The organism is Mesorhizobium sp. M7A.F.Ca.AU.002.02.1.1, assembly GCF_003998535.1.
GTDB lineage: Bacteria > Pseudomonadota > Alphaproteobacteria > Rhizobiales > Rhizobiaceae > Mesorhizobium > Mesorhizobium ciceri.
In genome coordinates this window covers 1-4,196 of record NZ_RZPB01000549.1, presented here as the reverse complement: position 1 = coordinate 4,196, position 4,196 = coordinate 1, and the positions used below count along the sequence as shown (strand labels likewise).

4 protein-coding genes and 2 pseudogenes are annotated in these 4,196 nt (G+C 63.0%); 1 reads left to right on the top strand and 5 read right to left on the bottom strand.

The genetic code is table 11. The annotated features are described in order from the left end of the window. Window positions 1-70: 70 nt before the first annotated feature. The 5 genes and pseudogenes from EN879_RS26430 to EN879_RS26410 form a co-directional block, all read right to left on the bottom strand. Window positions 71-904 carry a transporter substrate-binding domain-containing protein gene (locus EN879_RS26430; RefSeq protein WP_063170686.1) on the bottom strand — a complete coding sequence of 278 codons (834 nt, stop codon included), beginning with the start codon at window positions 902-904 and terminating at the stop codon, window positions 71-73. Window positions 905-1,035: 131 nt separating this feature from the next. Beyond that, a complete protein-coding gene (locus tag EN879_RS26425) occupies window positions 1,036-1,422 on the bottom strand; it encodes a carboxymuconolactone decarboxylase family protein (RefSeq protein WP_063170687.1) in 387 nt (128 codons plus the stop codon). Next, complete coding sequence (locus EN879_RS26420) at window positions 1,415-2,245, bottom strand: alpha/beta hydrolase (protein ID WP_063170688.1); 831 nt, start codon at window positions 2,243-2,245, stop codon at window positions 1,415-1,417. The genes EN879_RS26425 and EN879_RS26420 overlap by 8 nt, the downstream gene beginning before the upstream one ends. Next, window positions 2,245-3,318 (bottom strand): LLM class flavin-dependent oxidoreductase, encoded by a 1,074-nt coding sequence (locus EN879_RS26415; protein WP_063170689.1) that lies wholly within the window; start codon window positions 3,316-3,318, stop codon window positions 2,245-2,247. The genes EN879_RS26420 and EN879_RS26415 overlap by 1 nt, the downstream gene beginning before the upstream one ends. Before the next feature lie 39 nt (window positions 3,319-3,357). Further along, window positions 3,358-4,008 (bottom strand): annotated as a pseudogene (locus EN879_RS26410) (aldehyde dehydrogenase family protein); the annotation flags it as partial. On the opposite strand from EN879_RS26410, the pseudogene EN879_RS26405 reads away from it, so the two are divergent. Next, window positions 3,996-4,196: pseudogene (locus EN879_RS26405) on the top strand (aldehyde dehydrogenase family protein); the annotation flags it as partial. The pseudogenes EN879_RS26410 and EN879_RS26405 overlap by 13 nt on opposite strands.

The window sequence follows — 4,196 nt, the reverse complement described above, 5'->3', positions numbered from 1 at the left end:
GGGTAGAGCATAGCCTGTCCCTTCGAATGGTCGGCGGCCCGCACAGGCGAGCCGCCAGCGAACGTCGGAACTACTTTACGACCGAGTAGTCGACCCCGTACCATTTCCTGGAGAGCGTGCTCAGCGTTCCGTCGCCTTTCATGGCCTTCACGGCATCGGCGATCCTGGCCGAGAATTCCGGGTCACCGTGTTCGATTGCGACAGCCAGGGGCTCATAAAACACCGGATCGCCGATCTGCCTGATCGGATAACCGGCTTTCACGGCATCGACGATGCTGGGCTGCGACGAGACGACGGCATCGAGCCGAACGCCGTCACCGACCCGCAGATCGTCGAAAGCGGTGGTGGAGTTCTCGTAGGAGTGCACTTCCTTCGGGTTGAGCTTGTATTCGAATGGCGGCGCACCGGCCGCGTCGAGCGTCAGATCCTTCTTGGCATAGGCTTCGAAGGTCGATGTCGTCGTCGCGCCGACAACCTTGCCATCCAGATCGCTCAACGATTTGGCCTTGCTGTCCTTGTGAACCGCAACCGCTGCTGGCGTGTAGTAGTACACAGCGGGAAAATCGAAGATCTCGGCGCGCTTCTTCGTCGGCGTCATCGAGCCGACATGCATGTCCCAGCGGCCGACCCAGTTGCCGGCGGTGATGATGTCCCAGCCCGGCGTCACGAACTCGACCTTGACGCCGATGCGCTTGCCGATCTCCTTGGCGACATCGATGTCGAAGCCGTCCAGCTCGTTGCTGGCATTGAGGAAGGACTGCGGCGCCCAGTTGGCGTCAGTTGCGACCTTGAGAGTTCCGGCCGCCACGACACGGTCCAGCACCGCGCCGGCCTGAGCCGGAAGCGTCGTCAATGTCAGGGCAAGCGAAGCCGCCAATGTCGCCAATTTCAGAGATGTTTTCATGTGCACCGTTCCCCTTGTTGTTGTTGCTAATTTAGAAATGAGACTGCCGTCGCCGTCTTCCGGCGAGGCAGAGGAGGTTTGCCGCGCCGATTGCTCGGAACGAAGGTAAGCCGACGGTCGCGAAACGCTTGTCATGGCGTGTCGGCCTTGGCTTCGTCGCGCACCGCACGCGCGACACGGAAGGCCTCGACACCTGCCGGAACGCCGCAATAGACCGCGATCTGGATCAGGGCCGCCCGCAGCTCGTCGTCGCCAAGCCCGTTGCGCATCGCACCTCGAAAATGCACGCCGAATTCATGCATGCGCCCCAGTGCCGCAAGCATGCCGAGATTGAGCAGGCTGCGCTGCTTGAGATCGAGCGCGGCGTCAGTCCAGCATGTGCCCCAGCAATACTCGTTGAGCATGTCCTGGAGGGGCCTGGAGAAGTCGTCGGCATTGCCGATTGCGCGGTCGACATAGTCGTCGCCCAGTACTTTGCGGCGGACTGCCTCGCCGGCTTTCTGCAATTTGCTATCCATGGCTGGTCGCCCCTGCCCGTCGTGAGTGGTCATCCAGGAAATCCGCTATCAGGCCAGCGACCGACCCGGGCGCTTCGATCAGGATCGAATGCCGCAACCCCGGCAGGATCTCGAGCCGCGAGCCGCGGATCTGGTCGTGCATATGACGCGCCATGCGCGGGTTGGATCCCTGGTCGTCCTCCCCCGTCACGATCAGTGTCGGCGACCTGATCTGGTCGAGGATGCCGCCGAAATCTGTCTCGGCCAGAACCCGGTAAGCGGCGGCGTAGCACGCAGGATCGTTCTCGGCGTCGCGCCGATGCAGCTCGGCGATCACATCCGGGTTGCGCTCCTGAAACTCCTCGGTCAGCCACCGCGAGAGCGACGCGGCATGGTGCGCACTCGGCTGGCTGGCGGTCAAAGCGGCGAGACGACGCAGAACCGCCTGCCGTTCTTCCGGCAAGCGCCCGGCGACGGTCGCCAGCAGCACCAGCTTTTGAAGCCGATCGGGATGGGTCAGTGCCAGGCGCTGGGCTATAAGGCCGCCCAGCGAGAAGCCGGCAAGATGAAAGCGCGCAAAGCCAGCATGATCGGCCAGCGCCAGCGTATCGCCGACGAAGTCATCAATCTCGTAGCGTCCCTTGATGCGCGCCGACCCGCCATGGCCACGCAGATCAAATGTGAGCACGGTGAACTGATCCGGCAGGCGAGCGACGACGCCGCGCCACGCTTCCAGATAGGAGCCGACGCCATGGATGCAGACCAGCTTCTGTGGCCCGTTCCCGTCGACACGATAGTTGAGCGCCACATCGCCGTGGACGAAGAAACCGGTCGCCATCGCCATCAGTGCCCCACAACGACAGCCCTGGTGCGATTGCGTGCCGCGAAGTGCGGCATGACCTCGTCGACGAACAGCCGGATCGTCTTCTTCTGCAGCTCGAACGGTAGGTTGAAGGTCAGCCCCAGGCAGTACTGGTCGACGCCGGCGGCCTCGTAGTCCTCAAGCTTCTCGATGATCTCGTCGGGCGTGCCGAACATCAGGTTCTTGCGGATGCTCTCGGGATTGTAGTTGTCCTTGCCCTTGACGCTTTCATAAGGCACAGCCTCGGGGAAACCGTTCTTTACCGTGCCGATGTTCTGGAAGAGGTTCTCGAAGGAGCGCCCGTAGTCGATGGCGTGGCGGACCGCGACTTCCCAGTCCTCCGGGCGATCGTAGATGCAGGTGCGGCGTTGCATCATCAGGCGTGGGCGCGGCACTTCCGGATGGTCGGCGACCGCCTTGCGAAATTTTTCGCCGAGCACGGCAATCTCGGCCGCGGGCGCTGAAAGCGGCGTCGACAGGATGTTGGCACCGATGCCTACGGCCCAGTCGAATGTGCCGGGGTCACGTGCCGCCACCCAGATCGGCGGATGCGGCGTCTGCAATGGCTTGGGCACGCCCGCGGCCAGCGGAAACTTCCAATAGTGGCCGTCATGCGCATAATCATCGGCCCACAGTTTCTTCACTGCCGGCACCAGTTCCTTGAGATAGGCGACACCCTCCTGCTGCGGCATGCCGCCGGCCATGCGGTCGAACTCGTATTGATAGGAGCCACGGGCTATGCCGAACTCCAGCCTGCCGCCGGTCAGGTGATCGCAAAGGGCGGCTTCGCCAGCCAGCCGGATCGGGCTCCAGTACGGCGCCACCAGCGTCGAGGTGCCAAGCCGGATCTGCTGCGTGTGCTGCGCCAGCCAGGTCAGGGTCATCAACGGATTGGGCGAGATGGTGCACTCGATCGTATGATGCTCTGCCGTCCACAGCGTCTCGAAGCCGCCCGCGTCGGCCATCTGCGCCAGCTCGAGCAGATTGCTCTTCACCTTCGACATCGGCATGTCGGGCGAGAAGCGCTCCATGGTCAGCGACACTGCAAATTTCATTTCTGTTGTCCCGTCCTTTGTGGTCGGTGTGGGTGATGCTCAGCGCAGGCGGATGACGAATGGGTCCTGCATGAGCCCGGAATAATCGATCATGATGTTCTTCAGCCGCGAGAACTCCTCCATCACGTCGAAGCCTCCCCTGCGGCCATAGCCGCTTTCCTTGAAGCCGCCATTGGCCGACATGAACGACGAGGCGCGATAGGTGTTGATCCAGACGGTTCCGGCATCGACATTGCGGGCAAAGCGCAGCGCGCGGTCGATGTCCTTGGTCCAGATGCCGGAGGACAGTCCGTAGCGCGTGTCATTGGCGAGCGCGGTCATCTCCTCTTCCGACGAGAAGGGGATGACGCCGACGACCGGACCGAAGATTTCCTCCTGCATGAAGTCCATGTCGTTGCGGGCGTCGACCATGACGGTCGGCTCGAAATACCAGCCTTCCGCGAGCGCGGCCGATTGCGGTCTGCGGCCACCGGCCGCGATCCTCGCCCCCTGATGGACGCCCGAGGCGACGTAGCTTTCAACTTTGGCAAGTTGTGCCGACAGCGCCAGCGGACCCATGTCGGTATCGTCATTCAGGGGGTGGCCCACCCTGACCCGCCTGGCGCGCTCGACCAGCGCGTCGACGAAACGGTCATAGATACTGGCCTCGACGAAGCAGCGCGATCCGGCAACGCAGCTCTGGCCGGCGGATCGCCACCAACGCGGCCGCAAACCTGGTTTCGTGCCAGATGGAGCTTGGCGGGAAATCACCTCAGGTCGTCTTTGCCGACGTCGACTTCGACCATGCCGTCAACGGCGTCGTCTCCGGCATCTTCGCGGCCGCCGGCCAGAGCTGCGTTGCCGGATCGCGCTGCTTCGTCGAGGCCAGTATCTATGAC